The 15,218-nt window shown below is 72.0% G+C and carries 15 protein-coding genes; 7 read left to right on the top strand and 8 right to left on the bottom strand.

Going from position 1 to position 15,218, the window contains the following annotated elements; genetic code table 11:
* Window positions 1-345 precede the first annotated feature (345 nt).
* The gene (locus tag DEI91_RS05490) at window positions 346-1,830 is read left to right on the top strand and encodes an aminopeptidase P family protein (protein ID WP_111051277.1); all 1,485 of its coding nucleotides are present in this window, start codon (window positions 346-348) and stop codon (window positions 1,828-1,830) included.
* A gap of 10 nt (window positions 1,831-1,840) precedes the next feature.
* Complete coding sequence (locus tag DEI91_RS05485; protein WP_220038045.1) at window positions 1,841-2,314, top strand: GNAT family N-acetyltransferase; 474 nt, start codon at window positions 1,841-1,843, stop codon at window positions 2,312-2,314.
* A gap of 104 nt (window positions 2,315-2,418) precedes the next feature.
* Here the strand turns inward: DEI91_RS05485 and DEI91_RS05480 are convergent, their stop codons facing one another.
* Entirely contained in the window at window positions 2,419-3,615 is a 1,197-nt protein-coding gene (locus tag DEI91_RS05480) for a general stress protein (protein WP_111051276.1), read from the bottom strand.
* A gap of 92 nt (window positions 3,616-3,707) precedes the next feature.
* On the opposite strand from DEI91_RS05480, the gene DEI91_RS05475 reads away from it, so the two are divergent.
* The 3 genes from DEI91_RS05475 to DEI91_RS05465 are packed head-to-tail and all read left to right on the top strand — an operon-like array spanning window position 3,708 to window position 6,751.
* Window positions 3,708-5,039 carry a magnesium transporter MgtE N-terminal domain-containing protein gene (locus tag DEI91_RS05475; RefSeq protein WP_111051275.1) on the top strand — a complete coding sequence of 444 codons (1,332 nt, stop codon included), beginning with the start codon at window positions 3,708-3,710 and terminating at the stop codon, window positions 5,037-5,039.
* Between the two features lie 46 nt (window positions 5,040-5,085).
* Window positions 5,086-5,598, top strand: a complete 513-nt coding sequence (locus DEI91_RS05470; protein ID WP_110823991.1) for a DUF1003 domain-containing protein — start codon at window positions 5,086-5,088, stop codon at window positions 5,596-5,598.
* On the top strand, window positions 5,591-6,751 hold the full coding sequence (locus tag DEI91_RS05465; protein ID WP_111051274.1) for an Mrp/NBP35 family ATP-binding protein: 1,161 nt from the start codon (window positions 5,591-5,593) through the stop codon (window positions 6,749-6,751). Before DEI91_RS05470 ends, DEI91_RS05465 begins: the two co-directional genes overlap by 8 nt.
* 67 nt (window positions 6,752-6,818) lie before the next feature.
* Here the strand turns inward: DEI91_RS05465 and DEI91_RS05460 are convergent, their stop codons facing one another.
* A complete protein-coding gene (locus DEI91_RS05460; RefSeq protein ID WP_111051273.1) occupies window positions 6,819-7,190 on the bottom strand; it encodes a twin-arginine translocase TatA/TatE family subunit in 372 nt (123 codons plus the stop codon).
* 63 nt (window positions 7,191-7,253) lie between these two features.
* On the opposite strand from DEI91_RS05460, the gene DEI91_RS05455 reads away from it, so the two are divergent.
* The gene (locus tag DEI91_RS05455) at window positions 7,254-7,886 is read left to right on the top strand and encodes an O-methyltransferase (protein ID WP_111051272.1); all 633 of its coding nucleotides are present in this window, start codon (window positions 7,254-7,256) and stop codon (window positions 7,884-7,886) included.
* A 64-nt stretch (window positions 7,887-7,950) separates the two neighbouring features.
* Here DEI91_RS05455 and DEI91_RS05450 read toward each other — a convergent pair whose 3' ends face one another.
* The 4 genes from DEI91_RS05450 to dapE form a co-directional block, all read right to left on the bottom strand.
* Window positions 7,951-8,619 (bottom strand): AAA family ATPase, encoded by a 669-nt coding sequence (locus tag DEI91_RS05450; protein ID WP_111051337.1) that lies wholly within the window; start codon window positions 8,617-8,619, stop codon window positions 7,951-7,953.
* A 189-nt stretch (window positions 8,620-8,808) separates the two neighbouring features.
* Window positions 8,809-8,979, bottom strand: a complete 171-nt coding sequence (locus DEI91_RS05445) for a DUF3117 domain-containing protein (RefSeq protein ID WP_017887054.1) — start codon at window positions 8,977-8,979, stop codon at window positions 8,809-8,811.
* Window positions 8,980-9,085: 106 nt separating this feature from the next.
* Complete coding sequence (locus DEI91_RS05440; protein ID WP_258374303.1) at window positions 9,086-10,333, bottom strand: hypothetical protein; 1,248 nt, start codon at window positions 10,331-10,333, stop codon at window positions 9,086-9,088.
* Entirely contained in the window at window positions 10,330-11,412 is a 1,083-nt protein-coding gene (dapE, locus tag DEI91_RS05435; protein WP_111051271.1) for a succinyl-diaminopimelate desuccinylase, read from the bottom strand. Before dapE ends, DEI91_RS05440 begins: the two co-directional genes overlap by 4 nt.
* 133 nt (window positions 11,413-11,545) lie before the next feature.
* On the opposite strand from dapE, the gene dapD reads away from it, so the two are divergent.
* The gene (gene dapD / locus DEI91_RS05430) at window positions 11,546-12,520 is read left to right on the top strand and encodes a 2,3,4,5-tetrahydropyridine-2,6-dicarboxylate N-succinyltransferase (RefSeq protein ID WP_258374302.1); all 975 of its coding nucleotides are present in this window, start codon (window positions 11,546-11,548) and stop codon (window positions 12,518-12,520) included.
* Window positions 12,521-12,620: 100 nt separating this feature from the next.
* On the opposite strand, the gene DEI91_RS05425 is transcribed toward dapD, so the two are convergent.
* Both DEI91_RS05425 and dapC read right to left on the bottom strand, forming a co-directional pair.
* Entirely contained in the window at window positions 12,621-13,919 is a 1,299-nt protein-coding gene (locus tag DEI91_RS05425) for a citrate synthase (protein WP_111051269.1), read from the bottom strand.
* A gap of 178 nt (window positions 13,920-14,097) precedes the next feature.
* A complete protein-coding gene (gene dapC, locus DEI91_RS05420) occupies window positions 14,098-15,216 on the bottom strand; it encodes a succinyldiaminopimelate transaminase (protein WP_111051268.1) in 1,119 nt (372 codons plus the stop codon).
* Window positions 15,217-15,218 lie beyond the last annotated feature (2 nt).

The following is a 15,218-nucleotide window of genomic DNA, read 5'->3' as shown; positions in this document are numbered from 1 at the left end:
CGGCGACCCAGCCGCGGATGTAGCCCCAGCTCAGGCCGATCGCGACGGCGACGAGCGTGGACAGGAAGCCCGCGACCGCGCCGACGCGCACGGAGACGCGGGCGCCGTAGATGAGCTGGGAGAGGACGTCCTCGCCGGCGGCGGTGGTGCAGACTCAGACCATGCAGGAGCAGGGGTCCGTCACGGCCGCCCGGACCGCGCACCGTGTCGGCGGCCGGGCGTGAGCGACTGGCAGCAGGTCCCGCCCGGCCGGTTCCCGGGACGGGCCTGCCCGTGACGGATCTCCCGGGCGCGCGGGCCGCGGTGCCGGGCCCTGGTCGGTGCAGCGGTGCGATGATGGACCACATGGCCGACACCACTCCCCGCGCGACGAGCAACCGCTCCACCACTCCCGGATCGTCCGTGTTCAAGGACCACATCGCCGCGAACTGGGCCGAGCGTGAGCGCCCGCTGCCGGCGCCGCGCGAACAGGCCGCGTTCGCCGCTGCCCGTCGCGCCCGCCTGTCCGGACTGCACACCGGTCGGACGATCGTGGTGCCCGCCGGCCAGGCCAAGGTGCGCTCGAACGACTGCGACTACCCGTTCCGCCCGCACTCCACGTTCGCCCACCTGACCGGCTGGGGCACCGACACCGTGGTCGGCTCCGTGCTCGTCCTGAGCCCGCGCGGCGACGGGCACGACGCCACGCTGTACTTCCGGGCGACGGCCGGCCGCGACTCCGAGGAGTTCTACGCGAACCCGGAGATCGGCGAGTTCTGGGTCGGACCGCGCCCCTCCCTGGCCGAGGTCGCCGCGGACCTCGGCGTCGCCACGGCGGACCTCGGCGAACTCGACGCCGCACTGGCCGGGCTCGACGCCTCCGTGCTCGTGGTGCGGGACGCCGACCCCGAGTTCACGCGGGCACTCGACGAGCGCTTCGGCACGACGGTCGGTGGTGCACCCGAGCAGGACGGCACGACCGCGACCGACGACGTCCTGTCCCGCGACCTGTCCGAACTCCGCCTCGTGAAGGACGCCTACGAGGTGCATGAGCTGCGCAAGGCCGTCGACGCGACCCAGCACGGGTTCGACGACGTCATCGCGGACTTCGACGCCGTTCTCGCGCACCCCCGTGGCGAGCGCATCGTCGAGGGCACGTTCAACCGGCGCGCCCGCGCCGACGGCAACACGGTCGGCTACGACACCATCGCCGCCGCCGGCCACCACGCCTGCATCCTGCACTGGACCCGCAACGACGGTGCCGTGCAGCCGGGTGACCTCATCCTCATCGACGCCGGGGTCGAGGTCGACTCGTTCTACACCGCGGACATCACCCGGACGCTGCCGGTCAGCGGCACGTTCTCGCCCGTGCAGCGCATGGTCTACGAGGCCGTGCTCGAGGCCGCCGACGCCGCGTTCGCGATCGTCCGGCCGGGCATCACCTTCCGTCAGGTGCACGCGACCGCGATGGAGGTCATCGCCCGCAAGACCGCCGAGTGGGGCTTCCTGCCGGTCTCGGCGGAGGAGTCCCTGCAGCCGGACAACCAGTTCCACCGTCGCTACATGGTGCACGGCACGAGCCACCACCTCGGCCTCGACGTGCACGACTGCGCGAAGGCCCGGCGGGAGATGTACCTGGACGGCATCGTGCAGGCCGGCATGGTCTTCACGATCGAGCCCGGCCTGTACTTCCAGCAGGACGACCTCACCGTCCCCGAGGAGTTCCGCGGGATCGGTGTCCGGATCGAGGACGACGTCCTCGTGACCGAGGACGGTGCCGAGAACCTGTCGGTGCACATCCCCCGGACCCCCTCGGAAGTGGAGGGGTGGATCGCCCGGTCCGCGCGCTAGCCTGGGCCTCGTGAGCGCTGAAGCCCCCTCGGACACCTTCCTGATCGACGTCGAGCACTTCGACTCGCCCGACGCGCAGCGCCTGCGAGCAGCCCAGCGCATCGAGATCGACAGCACGTACGGGGCCGACACGGAGCCGGGCCCGAAGCCGACGGCCGACTCGATCGCGGTGTTCTTCGTCGCGCGCGACGAGGCGGGGACGCCGGTCGGCTGCGGCGGGCTGCGACTCGTCGACGACGGCATCGCCGAGGTCAAGCGCATGTACGTCCGCACCGAGTCCCGCGGGTCCGGGGTGGCGGCGTTGATCCTCCGCCGTCTCGAGGAGGCGGCCCTCGACCTCGGGTCGCCGGCGCTCGTCCTCGAGACCGGGATGGAACAGAAGGGCGCGATCCGGTTCTACGAGCGTGAGGGCTTCCGGCGAATCGCCAACTTCGGACCGTACGTGGGTGCCGCCCGGTCGGTCTGCTTCTCGAAGATCCTCTGAGGACCGTGGACACGACGACGGGCTCCCGGCCGGTGCGGCACCGGCCGGGAGCCCGTCGTCGTCGGTCCCGCGCCCGACGAGTCGATCGTCAGGAGCGAGACGGCTCAGACCCGGTCGTCGTCCTGCCGCCGGGTGTCGTCCGCGGCACGGTCACCGTCCGCCGGGGCACTGCGCTCGGTGTCCGCGGGCGTCGTCCGCTCGCCGAAGCGGGGACGATCGTCCGTGCCGGAGCTGCGGGTCGCCCCGGACGGACGCTCCGCCTGGTGAGCGGTCGCGTCCCCCGCTGCCCCCGGCGTGCGGGCAGCGCCCTCGTTCGTGCCGTACCGCGGGGCGACGGAGCGCTGCTGCGGTGCATCGTCGCTCGGCGGGGTCCGCACACCGCCGTCGTTCGTTCCGTACCGCGGCCCGTCGTTCGTTCCGTACCGCGGCCCGGCCGGCGCCTCACCACCGGAGACGGGCGGACGCGGCGCGTCCCCGCCCTGCTGCTGGGCCGGCCCACCGGGCTGGCCCGGGCCTCCCGGCTGGTGCGGCGTGGCGTGGCCACCGTAGGGCGACCCCTGCGGCGCTCCGCCCGGGCGCCACTGCTGCTGGCCGGACTGGCCGGACTGCGGCGGCTGACCGGACTGGCCGGCACCCGGCTGCCCGTACTGCGGCGGCTGGGCCGGCTGCCCGTACCGCGGCGGCTGACCCGGCTGCCCGTACTGCCCCGGTCCGCCGGACCCCGGCTGCGTCCCGCCCGGGCCCGGACGCCACTGCTGCTGGCCAGGCTGCCCGGTCGTGCCCTTCCCCAGCTGGTCCCACGACGTGTGCTGGATCGCCCCGCCCTGGCCGAGGATCCGCTGCGCCTGACCGGACAGCTGCGGGTCGACGACGATCTGGTAGGTGGTGGCGAGCACTTGGTGGATGCTCGTGAAGTCCCGCTGTCGCTTCGTGATCGCGAACGAGACGATGCCGTACAGCATGCCGAAGCCGGCTCCGATGACGGCGGCGGGGAGGAAGAGCCCGCCGGCCTGCGGCGAGAAGAGCGTCAGGACGATGCCGAAGAAGAACCCGAGCCAGAGCCCGGACAGCGCGCCCGCGAGTGCTGCTCGCCCGTAGGTCATCTTGCCGGTCACGCGCTCGACGGTCTTGAGGTCGTTGCCGACGATGGACAGCTTCGCGACCGGGAAGTCCGACTCGGCGAGCTTCGCGACCACGCGCTGTGCTTCGGGGTAGCTGTCGTAGGTGCCGAGGACGTCACCGCGCGGCAGGGTGGGGAACGCCTGTGCCGTGCGGCCGCCGAAGGGGCTCTGATTGCTCACTCGGCCATCATCCACCGGACTCCTTGCGATCACACGAGAACCACCAGGGAGCGGGCGGCGAGCACGCCGGGGCGAGCGACTACGCTGGACGGGTGAGCGCCTCGAAGGTCTTCGTCGCCCGCCTCGCCGGGTGCTCCGTCTTCGACCCCGCGGGCGACCGAGTCGGCAGGGTACGCGACGTCCTCGTCGTCTACCGCCGCGTCGACGCGCCCCAGGTCGTCGGGTTGATCGTCGAGGTCCCCGGCAAGCGCCGCATCTTCGTGAGCATCGGCCGGATCACCTCGATCGGTGCCGGACAGGTCATCACGACCGGGCTCGTCAACATGCGCCGCTTCGAGCAGCGCGGTGGCGAGGTCCGGGTGATCGCGGAGATCCTCGGCCGCAAGGTGCTCATCAAGAAGGAGCAGATCCGGGCGACCATCGAGGACGTCGCCATCGAGGACCACGGCCAGGGCGACTGGTCGATCGCGCAGCTCTTCCTCCGCAAGCCGAAGACCACGCCGTCGCCGTTCGGCAAGGGCCCGACGACGTTCGCCACCTGGAACGAGGTCACCGAGGACGAGCTCCCCGGGGAGTCCCAGTCCGCCGAGCACGTCATCGCCGCCTACTCCGACCTGGTGCCGGCCGACCTGGCATCCACCCTGCTCGACCTGCCGTCCGAGCGCCGGTTCGAGGTCGCCGAGGAGCTGCCGGACGACCGCCTCGCCGACGTGCTCGAGGAGATGCCGGACCAGGAACGCATCGAGATCCTCTCCGCGCTGCGGGATGCCCGCGCGGCCGACGTCCTCGACCAGATGCAGCCCGACGACGCTGCCGACCTCCTCGCCCAGCTGCCCGACGAACGCAGCGAAGCACTCCTCGAGCTCATGGAGCCGGAAGAGGCGCAGGACGTCCGCATGCTGCTCGAGTACGAGCCGGACACCGCGGGTGGGCTCATGACGACCGAGCCGGTGATCCTGTCCGCCGACTCGACCGTGGCCGAGGGACTGGCCCTGGTGCGCCGGCACGAGCTCGCGCCGGTGCTCGGCGCCGCGGTGTGCGTCACGCTCCCGCCGTACGAGCCGCCGACCGGGCGGTTCCTCGGGCTCGTGCACTTCCAGCGCATGCTCCGGTACCCGCCGAACGAACGCCTGGGCACCCTCATCGACCAGCAGACCGAACCGGTGAAGGTCGACGCGAGCGCGGCCGAGGTCACCCGGGTGATGGCGACGTACAACCTGCTGTCCGTCCCCGTGGTCGACGACGCCCACCGACTCGTCGGGGTGGTGACCATCGACGACGTCCTCGACCACGTCCTCCCCGACGACTGGCGCAGTCAGGACGCGGCCGACGCCAACCCCGGCGCCGCGTCGCGACCACGGACCCGCACCCGCCGCACGGCGATCCCCTCGGGAAGGAGGACGAATCGTGGCACGCCCAGATGAGAACCGCCGGGAGCGGCCCGAGGAACGCCTCGACTCCCCGAAGGGCATGCGCACGCGCGTCCTGCCCACCCGCCGACGCGGACGCGGCGACGCGTTCGGTCGCGCCACCGAGGGCATCGCCCGTGCGATGGGCACGCCCTGGTTCCTGATCGGGCTGACCCTGTTCTGCGTGCTCTGGATGGGGTGGAACACGCTGTCGCCGAAGTCGTGGCAGTTCGACTCGGCGGCGATCGGCTTCACCGCGCTGACCCTGGTGCTGTCACTGCAGGCCTCGTACGCGGCGCCGCTCATCCTGCTCGCGCAGAACCGGCAGGACGACCGGGACCGCGTGCAGTTCGAACAGGACCGGCAGCGCGCGGAGCGGAACCTCGCGGACACCGAGTACCTCGCCCGCGAGGTCGTCGCCCTCCGCCTCGCGATGCGGGACATGGCGTCCAAGGACTTCATCCGTGCCGAGCTCCGCTCCCTGCTCGAGGAACTCGACCGCCGTGACGGCGACCCCGAGGACCTCGACGACCTGGACGACCGCGGCCACGAGCGTTCGGTGACGCGTGGCTGACCGCACCACCCCGCAGGACCAGCTCGGCGCCGCGGTCCTCGCTGCGCTCGGCCGTGTCCTCGACCCCGAGATCCGCCGGCCCGTCACCGAACTCGACATGATCCGGGGCGTCGATGTCCAGCCGGGAGGCTCGGTGCGCGTCGACCTGCAGCTCACGATCGTGGGGTGCCCCGCCGCCGACACCATCGAGCGTGACGTCCGTTCCGCCGCCGGTTCCGTGCCGGGCGTCGCGACGGTCGACGTGGACGTGTCCGTGATGGACCCCGCCGTGCGTCGGGCCCTCACCGAGCGGCTCCGCGAGGGTCGCCCCCAGGGCGTCCAGTTCACCCCGGACTCGTTGACCCGCGTCATCGCGGTGACGAGCGGCAAGGGCGGGGTCGGCAAGTCCACGGTCACCGCGAACCTGGCGGCGGCGCTCGCCCGCCGGGGGCAGCGCGTCGGCATCGTCGACGTCGACGTGCACGGCTTCAGCATCCCGGGGCTCATGGGCCTCACCGACGAGCACGGCGTCGCCCCGCGGCCGACCCGCGTCGACAGCATGATCCTGCCGCCGGTCGCCCACGAGGTGAAGGTCGTCTCGATCGGGATGTTCGTCGACGACGTCTCGACCGCGGTCTCCTGGCGTGGTCCGATGCTGCACCGGACGGTGAACCAGTTCCTGTCCGACGTGTGGTTCGGCGCCCTCGACGTGCTCCTGCTCGACATGCCGCCCGGCACCGGCGACGTGGCGATCTCGGTCGGTCAGCTGCTCCCCCACGCCGAGGTGCTCGTCGTGACCACCCCGCAGGCGGCCGCGGCGGACGTGGCCGAACGGAGTGGGATCGTGGCTCGACAGACCGGGCAGAAGGTCGTCGGCGTCGTCGAGAACATGGCGGGGCTCGTGCAGCCCGACGGCAGCGTGCTGCACCTCTTCGGCGAGGGCGGCGGCGACGAGACCGCCCGGCGCCTGTCCCGGGGGCAGGACGCCCCCGTGCCGGTGCTCGGCCGGGTCCCGCTCTCGGTGCCGCTCCGTGCCGGCGGCGATGCGGGCCTCCCGGTCGTCCTCGGTGACCCGTCGGACCCCGCGGCGGTCGCGCTCGACGCGGTGGCCGATCGGCTCACCGCGATGGGGCGGGGCCTCGCCGGCCGGAAGCTCGGCCTGTCCCTGTCCTGAGCCGGTCACTGTCCTGAGCCGGTCACTGTCCTGAGCCGGTCACTGTCCTGAGCGGACGACGTCCGCGTCAGGTCGCTTCGACGTCGAACGGCGCGGGCTCGCCCGCGGCCAGTGGCACCACCGGCGCCGGTGCCCGCACCTTGGCGGCGGTGACGGTCGCCGCCGTCGCTGTCTCGGCGCCGGACGAGGGCGAGTCGAGCAGGGCGTCCCGGATGATCCGGCGCGGGTCGTACTGACGCGGGTCGAGCTTCTGCCAGTCCACGTCGTCGAAGTCGGGGCCCATCTCCTCGCGCATCCGCTCCTTGGCGTTGTCCGCGAACCGGCGGACGGCCTTGACGAAGTCGGCGAGCTTCTGGGCGTAGACGGGCAGCCGCTGCGGCCCGAGCAACAGCACGGCGATGATCCCGATGATCAGGATCTTGTCGAGCTGGATGTTCACGGGAGCGAGCCTAACGCGTGGACCCGGCGAGTCACCCGTAGAGTTGACCGACGAGGAGTGTGCGTGTCAGAGAAAGACTCGAACTGGAAGTTCGCGGAGGACATCGTCTCCGAACCCGACGGTGTCGCCCGTGCGCGTGAGCACTCCCTCGAGCTCGGTGTCGAACCCGTCTCGCCGGCGGTCGGGGCGCAGATGAGCGTCATCGCCGCGGCGTCCCGGGCGACGAGCATCATCGAGATCGGGACGGGTCTCGGCGTGTCCGGGCTGTACCTGCTCGCGGGGGCGCCCGACGCCACGCTGACGACGATCGACGTCGAGATCGACCACCAGCAGTACGCGCGGGACGCCTTCATCGCCGCGGGTGCCGCGCCCGGACGGGTCCGCCTCATCCCCGGGCGAGCGGCGCAGGTGCTGCCCCGGATGAACGACGCCAGCTACGACGTCGTCCTCATCGACGCCGATCCGGAGCACGTCATCGAGTACGTCGAGCACGGCCTGCGCTTGGCGAAGACCGGCGGTACCGTGCTCGTCCCGCACGCACTGTGGCGCGGCAAGGTCGCCGACCCGGTCAAGCGCGACCGGGCGACGACGGACTTCCGCCTGCTGCTCACCGAGGTCTCCACCTCCGGCGCGGTCCGCAGCGCCCTCTCGCCCGCGGGCGACGGGCTGCTGCAGATGACGAAGCTCACGGCCTGACGCGGTCGGCGGCGGTCCGACTGGCCGGCCGACAGCGGTCCGCCCGTCGGTCGGGAGGCCCGGCTCACGCCAGGTGCCGCAGGTACCGTCCCGGGTCCTGCAGGAACGCACGCTGGTTCCGGACGAGCTCCAGGTCCGCCCAGTCGGACCGTCGGATGCCCCACTCCCCGACCTCGAGGACCGTCGCGTCCGGGAACGCCGCGAGCACCGGCGAGTGGGTCGACAGGACCACCTGACCGACGCCGTCCTCGACGATGGACTGCAGGAGCGCGATGAGCGTCAGGCAACCCGAGAACGACAGCGCCGATTCCGGCTCGTCGAGGAGCCACAGACCGGGCCACCGCGCCCGGTCGATGACGAACTCCAGGAACGACTCCCCGTGACTGCGCTCGTGGTAGGGCGTCTCGGGACGGGCGCCCGGGTGCTGCTCGAGGTAGGTGAAGAGCCCGTGCATGGTCTCGGCCCGGAGGAAGAACCCGCTCCGGGCGGCTCCGAAGTCGCGGACCACGCGGATGTGCTCCGACAGGGACGACTCCGAGGGGCGGGTCGAGTGGCCCGAGCCCGTCGAACCACCCTCGGGCGACATGCCGAACGCGAGGGCAATCGCCTCCACCAGGGTGGACTTGCCCACGCCGTTCTCACCGACCAGGACCGTCACGGGGCCGAGTTCGAGGCCGTCGTCCAGGAGCTGCCGGACCGGCGGGAGCGTCGCCGGCCACGCGTCGCGGGGCATCGGGTCCGGGTCGAGGTACTCCTCGATGCGGCGGATCGGTAGGTTGCGGACGCGGTCCCGGGGCACGTGACCATGATGGCGGGCGGGACCGACAGCCTCCAGCCGGACGACCCGGGGTCCGGACGTCCGGACGCACGGAAGGCCCGGGACGTACGCGTCCCGGGCCTCCCGTGGTGGTGCGTCGACGTACTAGGCCGAGACGACCTCTGCCAGTGCGTCGTGGAGTTCCTTGGCCTCGGCGTCGTTGACCGAGACCACCAGGCGGCCTCCACCCTCGAGCGGAACCCGCACGATGATGAGTCGACCCTCCTTGACAGCCTCCATCGGCCCGTCGCCGGTCCTCGGCTTCATCGCTGCCATCAGATGTCCCCTTTCGTGCAGTACGAACAGGGGCCATTATCCCGTAGACAGGCGCGACTGCGAAACCGCCCCGGTCGGGGGTGCTCCGGGTGGACGGACCGGACCGTCACGGTGGGGTCCAGTCGTACCCGTCCACCCACCAGCAGAAGTACAGCCATGTCCACTGCAGCACGACCGCGAGGACCACGAGCGCGACCCGGTAGACCCGCGACCGCGGCAGTGCGACGACGCCGAGCAGGGGTGCGATCGGGAGCAGGATCCGCCACGTGCTCGACTGCGGGAAGAACACCGCGAGCAGGTAGACCAGGTACGCGACCCCCCAGAGCCGCAGTTCGAGGCCGATCCGCCGGGCCGCGGGCTGGAACACGACCGCGGCGAACCCGAGGAGCACCACGACGAGCAGGACCGTGCCCGCCGGCTGGTGGAACCACCACCCGAAGCCCTGCACCCACGGGGTGAACGGGACGAGTTCCCGCCAGCCGATGTACGACGACCGCCAGGCGAGTTCGGTGTCGGTGTACGCCGTCGGCACGCCGGTGACCGCCCAGGCGATCGCGGGCCAGGCGAGGCCGACGAGTCCGGAGACCACCGCGACCGTGGCCGGTGCGACCGCGGTGCGGAGCGTCAGCCGCTCGGACATCCGCAGCCAGGCGGGGCGGAGGACCCCGACGATGACGAACAGGACCATGAGGAGCGCGACGGCGAGCCCGGTCGGCCGGGTCATCCCGAGCAACAGGACGACGGGCAGCATCGCCCAGAACCGCCGCTGCACGAGCAGGAGCAGCGCGACGAGGAGCAGCAGGACCCCCATCGCCTCCGCGTAGGCGACCTGGAACACGACGGAGACCGGCGCGACGCAGAACAGCACGGTGGCGAAGGTCGCGCGGGTCGGGTCGAGGAACCGGCCCATCAGCCGTCGGAACACCAGGGCGGCGCCCCATCCGGCGAGCAACGACACCCACACGGCGACGAACTCGAACGACGCCCCGGTCAGGGCCATCAGCGCCCGGACCGTGAACGGGTACGCGGGCATGAACGCCCACGCGTTCTCCGTCACGTGTCCCGCGGCGTCGACGGGCAGGGTCGACGGGTACCCGCTCGCGGCGATCACCCGGTACCAGGCGCCGTCCCAGATCGACGCGAACGACAGGTACGTCGGGTGCTGCACGGTGAACGAGTTCGCCGCCTGGATCCGGGCGAAACCGGACATGAGCACCGTCGTCAGGACCCGCGAGAGCGTGTAGACCACCGTGACGCGCAGCCACCACGGGACGAGGCGCCACCGGACGACCACCCACGTCAGTGCGGCCCGTGACGACCGCGGACGGGGCATGGCCGTGGAGGCGGTGGTCACGCCGTCAGCCACCGCCGCAGTCCGTCCTCCACCGCCGTGATCTGGGCGACGGGGACCTGCTCGTCGTCGTGGTGGGCGTACACCGGCTCACCCGGGCCGTAGTTGACCGCGGGCACCCCGAGCGCGGAGAAGCGGGCGACGTCCGTCCAGCCGTACTTGGGGCGCGGGGCCGGACCCCCGACGGCGGCGACGAACTGCTGGGCGAGCGGCGCGTCGAGCCCCGGGCGGGCACCGGCGGCGAGGTCGACGATGGTCACGTCGTAGCCGTCGAAGAGGTCGCGGATGTGTGCGACGGCCTCGTCGGCGGAGCGGGACGGCGCGAAGCGGTAGTTGACGTGGACCATCGCCTCGTCCGGGATGACGTTGCCGGCGATCCCGCCCGAGATGCCCACGGCGTTGAGACCCTCACGGTACTCGAGCCCGTCCACCGTCACCGTGCGGGGCTCGTACGCCGCGAGGGTGGCCAGGATCGGGGCGGTCTTGTGGATGGCGTTGTCGCCGATCCAGCTCCGGGCGCTGTGCGAGCGCGTGCCGGAGGTGCGGATCTCGGCCCGGAGGTTGCCGTTGCAGCCGCCCTCGATCTGCGCCCCTGAGGGCTCGCCGAGGATCGCGAAGTCGCCGGCCAGGAGCTCCGGCCGCGTGCGGGCCAGACGACCGAGGCCGTTCAGCGCGTCACTGACCTCCTCGTGGTCGTAGAAGACCCAGGTGACGTCGACGTTCGGGGCGACGAGGTCGACCGCGAGCTTGAGCTGCACGGCGCAACCGGCCTTCATGTCGACCGTCCCGCGACCCCAGAGGACCTCCGTGCCGTCCTCGCTCGTGCGGAACTCGGTCGGCAGGTTGTCGTTGAGCGGCACGGTGTCGATGTGCCCGGCGATGACGACCCGGCGCTCCCGGCCCAGGTCCGTCCGCGCCACGATCGCGTCCCCGTCACGGACCACGTCGAGGTGCTCGAGCGGGGCGAGGGCGGCCTCGATCGCGTCGGCGAGCGCACCCTCGTTGCCGGACACCGACTCGATGTCGCAGATGGCGCGGGTGATGTCGATGGACGAGGCACTGAGGTCGAGCGGCTGTGGCATGCGGTCACTGTATCCGGCAGCCCTGGCGTCCCGCTGCCGTCGCCACGACCCGTCCGTGGAGGCCCGGCGCGCGCCCGCAGCGTCCGTCCAGCCGGTCCGGGAGACGAGTCCGGGGCCTCGGTACCCTGGTGCGGTGACCGACACGACCGACACGTCCGCCGACGCCCGCCCGACCTCCGCATGGGGCCACGGCCTCGCGACGATCGCCGCCGACGGCACCGTCCTCGACACCTGGTTCCCGTCGACGCACCTCGGCGCGCGCCCGGTCGACGCGGGAGTGCCGACCGACCTGCAGGCCGCCGCCGGGGAGGACCCGCGTCGCGAGGTCCGGCTCGAGGTCGTCACCGTCGACATCACGATCGACGACGCCCCGACGAGCACGCCTGACGCCTACCTCCGCCTCCACCTGCTCAGCCACCTGCGCGTCCGGCCGAACGAGATCTCCCTCGACGGCGTGTTCGGGCACCTGCCGATCGTCGCCTGGACCAACGCCGGGCCGGTACACCCCGAGGCACTCACCCGCCTCCGTCCGGCCCTGCAGCGCGCCGGCATCGCCGTGCACGCGATCGACAAGTTCCCCCGTCTCGTGGACTACGTCGTGCCGGACCGGGTCCGCATCGGTGACGCCAACCGGGTACGCCTCGGGGCCCACCTCGCGCCGGGCACCACCGTCATGCACGAGGGCTTCGTCAACTTCAACGCCGGGACCCTCGGCGAGGCGATGATCGAGGGCCGCGTCTCGCAGGGTGTCGTCGTCGGCGACGGCACCGACATCGGCGGCGGCGCCTCGATCATGGGCACGCTCTCCGGCGGCGGGACCCATCGTGTCCGCCTCGGTGCCCGTGCCCTGCTCGGCGCGAACGCCGGTCTCGGCATCTCGCTCGGCGACGACTCCGTCGTCGAAGCCGGCCTGTACGTCACGGCGGGCACGAAGGTCGTCCTCGTCGGCGCGGCCCCGAACGCGGACGGCACGCCCCGCACCGTGAAGGCCGCCGAGCTCTCGGACGCGCCGAACGTCCTGTTCCGCCGCAACTCCCTGACAGGTGCGGTCGAGGCGCTGCAGCGCAAGGGCGAGGGCATCCAGCTCAACACGGCGCTGCACGCCTGACGGCGAGGACGCGAGGGCGAGGCCCGGTGCCGGTCCTGCAGACCGGTACCGGGCCTCGCGGCCGTGCGTGCGCCCGTCAGCGCGTCAGCCCGACAGGGCGTCAGCGCTGCGGCAGGTCGCGCTGCGGGTACCCCACGTACAGCTGCTGGGGGCGACCGATCTTGTTGAGCGGGTCGTTGTTCAGCTCGCGCCACTGGGCGATCCACCCCGGGAGACGACCGATGGCGAACAGGACGGTGAACATCCGCGGCGGGAAGCCCATCGCCTTGTAGATGATGCCCGTGTAGAAGTCGACGTTCGGGTAGAGCTTGCGACTGACGAAGTACTCGTCCTCGAGCGCGATCTGCTCGAGTTCCTTCGCGATGTCGAGCAGGTCGTCCTGCACGCCGAGCGCCTCGAGGACCTCGTCGGCGGACTCCTTCACGAGCTTCGCCCGCGGGTCGTAGTTCTTGTACACGCGGTGTCCGAAGCCCATGAGCTTCACCCCGCGCTCCTTGTTCTTCACGCGCTCGACGAACCGCGTGACGGGCTCGCCGGAGTCCTTGATCTGCTGGAGCATCTCGAGCACGGCCTCGTTCGCCCCGCCGTGCAGGGGACCGTACAGCGCGTTGATGCCGGCGGAGATCGACGCGAACATGTTCGCCTTCGTCGAGCCGACCAGGCGCACCGTCGCCGTCGAGGCGTTCTGCTCGTGGTCCTCGTGCAGGATGAGCAGCCGGTCGAGCGCCTTCGACAGCACGGGGTCCGGCTGGTACGGCTCGGCCATCGTGCCGAAGTTGAGCCGGAGGAAGTTGTCCACGAACGACAGCGAGTTGTCCGGGTACAGGAACGCCTGCCCGATGGCCTTCTTGTGCGCGTACGCGGCGATGACCGGCAGCTTCGCGAGGAGCCGGACGGTCTGCAGCTCGACCTTCTCCGGGTCGTCGACGTCCATGTCGTCCTCGTAGTACGTGGAGAGGGCACTGACGGCGCTGGACAGCACGGACATCGGGTGCGCCGAGTGCGGGAGCGCGTCGAACAGGCGGCGCAGGTCCTCGTGCAGCAGGGTGTGCCGACGGATGCGGCTGTCGAACGCCTCGAGCTCGGTCGGCGACGGGAGTTCGCCGTAGATGAGGAGCCAGGCGACCTCGAGGAACGTGCAGTTCGACGCGACCTGGTCGATGGGGTACCCGCGGTAGCGCAGGATGCCCTGGTCGCCGTCGATGTAGGTGATGGCGCTCTTCGTCGAGCCGGTGTTCACGAAACCGTAGTCGAGCGTGTTCAGCCCGGTCTGCTTCTTCAGCGTGGAGATGTCGATCGTGGACGCGCCGTCGACGCTCTGCAGGATCGGGAACTCCGCCTGACCCCCCGGGTACGACAGCGTCGCCGTCTCGGTCGCCTGCTCGGCGGCGGGGCTCACCGGGATGGGCGTCGTGGGCGGTGTGGCCGTCTTCTGAGCGTCGTTGGCAGTGTCAGTCACGCTGGACAGCCTAACTGTGGCGACTGTCGATCGGGTACAGCGCGGGGACGGCCGGTTGGTGGGCACCCACGGTTGCGCGGATGCGCCGTCGGTGGGTGGACGTCGACCGGGAGGCCCGTCAGCCGCCCGTCACGCGCCCCGCGCTGGCGAGGCGCTGGGCCGCGGCGGCGACGCGGTCGTCGGTCGCGGTCAGGGCGACGCGGACGTGCCGGGCGCCGGCGGCGCCGTAGAACGTGCCGGGAGCGACGAGGATGCCGCGCTCGGCGAGCCAGGCGACGGTGTCCAGGGCCGGTTCGTCCCGGGTGGCCCAGAGGTAGAGCCCGGCACCGCTGGCGTCGATGCGGAAGCCGGCGCGCTCGAATGCCGTCCGGAGCACGTTCCGCCGCGTGCGGTACCGGGTCTTCTGCTGCTGCACGTGTGTCTCGTCCTCGAGCGCGACGATCATCGCCTGCTGGACGGGCAGCGGCGGCATCATGCCGGTGTGCTTGCGGATCGCGAGGACGTCGGCGAGCAGTGCGGGGTCCCCCGCGACGAAGGCCGCGCGGTACCCGGCGAGGTTCGACTGCTTGGAGAGCGAGTAGACGCTCAGGACGCCGTCGAACGAGTCGCCGACCACGCGCGGGTCGAGGATCGTCGGGGTGGGCTGGGTGTCGTACGGGGCGTCCCAGCCGAGCTCGGCGTAGCACTCGTCGCCGACGACGACGGCGCCGAGCTCCCGGGCGCGGGCGACCGCGACACGCAGCTGCTCGACCGAGAGCACGCGCCCGTCGGGGTTGCCCGGGGAGTTCAGCCAGACGAGCTTCGTGCTGGTCGGCCATGAGGCCGGGTCGTCGGCGGCCAGGGCCTCGGCGCGGACGAGTGCGGCGCCGAGCTCGTACGTCGGGTACGCGGCCTCGGGGAACACGACCGTGTCGCCCGGCCCGAGCCCCAGCCAGAGGGCGAGCCCCGCGATGAACTCCTTCGACCCGATGGTCGGCAGGACGTGGTCTGCGGTGAGCCGGACGCCCTGGCGACGGCCGTACCACGCCGCGATCGCCTCACGGAGCGCGGGCGTGCCGGCCACCTGCGGGTAGGCGTGGGCGTCGGTCGCGTCGGCGAGCGCGCGACGGACGACCTCGGGCGTGGGGTCGACCGGGGACCCGACGCTGAGGTCGACGATGCCGCCCTCGTACGCCGTCGCCCGCTGCTTGTACGGGGCGAGCTGGTCCCAGGGGAAGTCGGGCAGGTCGAGCGCCACGG

This window comes from Curtobacterium sp. MCBD17_032, assembly GCF_003234855.1.
Classification (GTDB): domain Bacteria; phylum Actinomycetota; class Actinomycetes; order Actinomycetales; family Microbacteriaceae; genus Curtobacterium.
Note: the sequence above shows the minus strand (reverse complement) of the source record. Positions and strands in the feature narration are given on the sequence as shown.

Bases quoted from the DNA above. Each gene is read 5' to 3' on its own strand.
- DEI91_RS05490 (WP_111051277.1), top strand. From the start codon at position 346: ATGGCCGACACCACTCCCCGCGCGACGAGCAACCGCTCCACCACTCCC.
- DEI91_RS05470 (WP_110823991.1), top strand. From the start codon at position 5,086: ATGCGCACGCGCGTCCTGCCCACCCGCCGACGCGGACGCGGCGACGCG.
- DEI91_RS05450 (WP_111051337.1), bottom strand. From the start codon at position 8,619: ATGCCCCGCGACGCGTGGCCGGCGACGCTCCCGCCGGTCCGGCAGCTC.
- DEI91_RS05445 (WP_017887054.1), bottom strand. From the start codon at position 8,979: ATGGCAGCGATGAAGCCGAGGACCGGCGACGGGCCGATGGAGGCTGTC.
- dapE (WP_111051271.1), bottom strand. From the start codon at position 11,412: ATGCCACAGCCGCTCGACCTCAGTGCCTCGTCCATCGACATCACCCGC.